General features: G+C 65.6%; 4 protein-coding genes and 4 pseudogenes. 4 read left to right on the top strand and 4 right to left on the bottom strand.

Annotated elements, in window-relative coordinates:
* Window positions 1-129, bottom strand: a pseudogene (locus tag CYU59_RS21950) (transposase); the annotation flags it as partial.
* On the opposite strand from CYU59_RS21950, the pseudogene CYU59_RS29065 reads away from it, so the two are divergent.
* Window positions 109-238, top strand: a pseudogene (locus CYU59_RS29065) (ATP-binding protein); the annotation flags it as partial. The pseudogenes CYU59_RS21950 and CYU59_RS29065 overlap by 21 nt on opposite strands.
* A 21-nt stretch (window positions 239-259) precedes the next feature.
* Here CYU59_RS29065 and CYU59_RS21945 read toward each other — a convergent pair.
* From CYU59_RS21945 to CYU59_RS21935, 3 genes are all read right to left on the bottom strand, one after another.
* Complete coding sequence (locus CYU59_RS21945) at window positions 260-403, bottom strand: hypothetical protein (protein WP_293002661.1); 144 nt, start codon at window positions 401-403, stop codon at window positions 260-262.
* 198 nt (window positions 404-601) lie between these two features.
* A complete protein-coding gene (locus CYU59_RS21940) occupies window positions 602-808 on the bottom strand; it encodes a hypothetical protein (RefSeq protein ID WP_293002659.1) in 207 nt (68 codons plus the stop codon).
* A gap of 564 nt (window positions 809-1,372) precedes the next feature.
* A complete protein-coding gene (locus tag CYU59_RS21935) occupies window positions 1,373-1,924 on the bottom strand; it encodes a recombinase family protein (protein WP_293002657.1) in 552 nt (183 codons plus the stop codon).
* Between the two features lie 569 nt (window positions 1,925-2,493).
* On the opposite strand from CYU59_RS21935, the pseudogene CYU59_RS21930 reads away from it, so the two are divergent.
* The 3 genes and pseudogenes from CYU59_RS21930 to CYU59_RS21925 all read left to right on the top strand — a co-directional run.
* A pseudogene (locus CYU59_RS21930) lies at window positions 2,494-2,702 on the top strand (ATP-binding protein); the annotation flags it as partial.
* Window positions 2,703-3,055: 353 nt separating this feature from the next.
* Window positions 3,056-3,495, top strand: a pseudogene (locus CYU59_RS29060) (lipase family protein).
* A 146-nt stretch (window positions 3,496-3,641) separates the two neighbouring features.
* Complete coding sequence (locus tag CYU59_RS21925) at window positions 3,642-3,863, top strand: lipase family protein (RefSeq protein WP_363115154.1); 222 nt, start codon at window positions 3,642-3,644, stop codon at window positions 3,861-3,863.
* Window positions 3,864-4,092: the final 229 nt, after the last annotated feature.

Raw genomic sequence — 4,092 nt, 5'->3', positions numbered from 1 at the left:
AGGTCACCGCATCGACGGTCTCGTTATCGGACAAGCCGTGCAGCGCTGCAAAGTGATCACCGACGCCATCACCTCGGCCGGCACGCTCGGCCGGCCCCGCCGCGACCCAAACAGATCGGCGAAGAGTTCGACTTCGATGCCCGCGGACTCAAACGTGGCCTGATCGCGCATCTGGGCACCCTTGGACTTCGTCACCACCCGCGACAACATTGTGTTCCTCGGCCCACCCGAGACTGGTTAACACTGCGCTCTCCTTCTATCAGGGTGTGTCGAACAGTCCAGGCTGGTCGGCTTTGACCTGGATACGGAGCCCTTTACGGCGTCCGCGGTTGACGTGCACGGCTTGCAGTTCGCCGCGTTGGACCTTGTGCAACACGGTTTGTCGAGCAACGCCAAGCGTCATGGCGGCCTCGTCGAGGCCGAGCCAGCGGGAACCTCGGGTCGGATCCGATCACGCAGGGCGTGGTCGATGCGGACGCGCCAGGGCGCAACCGGGGGTGATCTGTGCGGCGGTGACGAATCCGTCGCGGATCCAGCGGTACAAGGTGTGGTCCTGGCGACGCCGAGGATCTGTTCGTTGACGGTGATGGTGACCACGACGTCATCGTCGCAGTCGGTTCCGACATCGGGTCGGCGCCTGGTAGACGGTGATGTCGTGGCCGGCGCGCAGGATCGCCACCCGCGCTCGGGTGAAGGGTAGGCCGATGGCGGTGCGGCGTTTCTGTTTGGCCAGGATCGCCGCGATGGTGCAGTCGTCGTAGTGCTCGGCGAGCGGGCGGACCAGGGCGACGGTTGCCTCGTCGGCCACGCGTAGATGTCGGCCCGGTTTGGTTCATCGGTATCGACAGGTCGGTGGCGGCGCCGCCCTGCCAGAGGATCCGCAGCTGCGCGATGCGCTGCTCGGCGCGAACGGTGACGGCGATCTCGTCGATCACCGCTAGGATGAGTTGTTTGCGTTCGCGCAGTGTGGTGGGCGGGGCGCGTCGAACACGGCGCGCAAGTCCGCGCCGGCGGTGGTGATCCAGGCCAGTTCCTGTTCGGTCAATGCCACCGGCCGGCGAGCGCCTTGAGCGGACCAGGTTGTTCTCCGCGGCGCGGACCGCGGCCAGCTTGGTTTCCAACGTGGTTTCCATGTCCTTGCCACCAAACGGTTCTCCGGTTCGATGTTGTCGAACTGGCGCAGTGCGCGGCCAGCTTCGTAGCGGGCGCCTTCGGTGGCCAACTCGAACACCGCGAGGTCGCGCTGAGGTGCGTATCGGCCTCGGCCAGTGCCAGCGCGGTGGCGGTGAGCGCGGCCGGCTCCAGGACGATGAACCGCGCATCCAGGACGGTGTTGTCCGGCCGGACACCACCGATGCTCTGGCAGACGTGTTCACCGGCATACAGCTGTTTGGCGCGGGTACACACGTAACGTGGGCAGTTGCCCTTGGTCCCCGAGTACGCGGTCTGCATGATCCGCCCGCACCGCCCACCGCAGCAGGCCCTCTAGCAGCGCCCGGCCCTCGCGCACCGCCGCGTCGGCGCAGAGCACCACCTTGTCGTAGTCCAGCCCGACTAGGCCCTGGCGCAGTTCTCCTTTCGCCGCCTTGTGTTTGAGTCCCGCCGTCAGCCGGGACCGGATCAGGTGCAGCTCGGCCTCCGACATCGTCCGCTTCAGTCCCAGCACGAGGCGGTCGTTGAAATCGGCGGGGTGACACACCCCGTCGGCGTCGGCGATCAGTGTGTCGGTTATCGCCCACAGGTCCAGTAATTGATACCAGTCGGCGTTGTTGCGGGCCAGCCGCGATACCTCGATGCCCAGCACGATCCCGACCTTGCCCAGGCCGACATCGGCGCCAACTCCTTGAACCCGGTCCGTCCCGCGCTCTGCGCGCCGGAGCGGCCCAGCTCGGCGTCGATCACCACGACCTGATGGGCAGGCCAACCCAGCATCACGGCCCGCTCACGCAGCTCGTATTGGCGGGCAAGGGATTCGGTGTGATGAATCATCTGCGACGGCGTCGATTGGCGCACCTACACATACACATACGCATCGCGTGAGCGGTGCGACACGGTGACCTTCTCGGTGGACAATAGCAGCGTCGGTACCGATGTCCCCGCCGACGTCTGGCTGGTCATCGCTCACCGGCATCGGCGTGCGGGTCCTCGGCCGGGGCGCCGCGGGCGATCAGCCGGCCAACACGCCAGCACCTGGGGTCGGGTCTCCTCAGGAAGTGCCTGCCCATGGCAGGCCGGCACGGGTAGATTTCGCAGCCCAAGGGCGAGCTGGCGTGGAACAGCTACTCTCATAGCGCGCAAGTGGGTTCACTCTTTTGTAGTCGTGACCGCGATCAGGGACGAGGAACCTACTTGCGCGTCCACCCCCGACACGCCCACTTTGACACGCGTCGCCACCTGAACCACCAACCGGTGCAGCGCCCGCAGCCCGGCACCGTCCAGCACCGACCGCGGGCCTGGCTCGACGACACCCAAGACGTCGGTGGGATCCTTCCGCTGGTCTCCTCCCGCTACGAGCGAGCCAGCTTAATCGTCACCTGCAACAAGGCGTTCGGCCGCTGGGGCGAAGTGTTCGGCGACGACGTTGTAGCCGCCATAATCGACAGCCTCGTCCACCACGCCGAAGTCATCGCTCTCAAAGGCGACTCGCACCGCATCAAAGACCGCCACCTCGGTGAGTCCCGGGATCGACCACCGAAGAATGAACACCAAGGGGTCGATTTTCAACTGAAAAGGGGTCAATTTTCGGCCGCCGTTGACAGCCGCCCCGCCAACCCGCAAACGATGCGTTCTATCTGCCTCCGGCGGGATTCGGGCAGCAGGTACCCGGCACGGCTCTGCGAACTCGCCCGATCGATCTCGGCTCTTCGGGCGGATTTTCCAGCACATTTCGGCATGGCAACTGCTGTACCGAACTGCAGATCTGCACGGTGTCCCCCGCGTCGGAATCACGACCGTGCTGATGCAGCAGAACATCGGAGCGACGGGGCCGCGTCCGTTGGTGTAGTTTCAATGGGCGACCGATGCGGTCTCGCGGGCATGCTTTCCTTCATATGCGTTGCAGCGCGGCGCGAAGGCGCTCGGGTCGGGGCCGCAATTCGAGCTCATCCAGATTGCACACGCCCTTGCCCGCGGTTGGGTTGTCTCTGTTCCCGACCACGAAGGGGTCGATGGGCACTGGATTGCACCGCGGGAACCGGGTACCGCGCTCTCGACGCCATTCGAGCGATGCTGGCTTTCGCGCCGCTCGGCCTGAACCCGAGCACCCCAATCGGCTTGTGGGGCTACTCGGGTGGTGGACTGACCACGGCGTGGACCGCCGAAATGGCAAGTGGTTACGCACCGGAGCTGAAACTCGTCGGGGCGGTCGCGGGTTCACCTGCCGGCGATCCGGGATCGATGTTCCTGTATCTCAACGGATCTTCTTCGCCGGTTTGGTCATCATCGCGGCGGCCGCGCTTCGGCGCATCGACCCGGAATGGATCGGGTGATTCGTGAGCACGCGACCCCCGAGGGACTTGCATTGCTTGCGGCGGCCGAGAATGCCTCCCCATTGGCGGGGTGCTGCCATTCGCCAATAAGGATCTCGACGACTACCCGGACCCGCCGCTCAGTGAGCCGCTCGCCTCCCCGAACTCGCCGAAATCTTCCGAGAAATCAGGCCTGGCGGTAACGCGCCGGCCATGCCGATGCTCGTACTCCAGTACGTCCACGACCCGCTGGTCGGCGCGGCCGATATCGATTCACGGGTGCAGCGCTATTCGGCGGCGGGTGCGCACCTGGAATATGTCCGCGACCGACTCAGCGACGACCTCATTCTGGCCGCGGTAGCGACCCCGACGATGGTCGACCGGTTGGCGGACTGATTCGACAGTCGGCCGTTGGCTCCTGCCGGGGTCAGGACAGTCTGTGCACCGTCCTGAACAGGCGGTCCGGAATCGGCCTGGCGCGTCTAGCCTGGATTTTCGTCCGGGTGGTGGTGGTCGGACTCGGTGCCGGGGCGGGTTAGCGGATCTGGGTTTTAGGGGTTTGGCCGCGTTCGGTGGTCCGTGTCGCCGGGTGGGGCGGGCTTTCCAAGTGCCAGTGGATCTTTCG

The organism is Mycobacterium sp., from assembly GCF_002863225.1.
Lineage (GTDB): Bacteria > Actinomycetota > Actinomycetes > Mycobacteriales > Mycobacteriaceae > Mycobacterium.
This window is presented reverse-complemented; position numbering and strand designations above follow the sequence as displayed.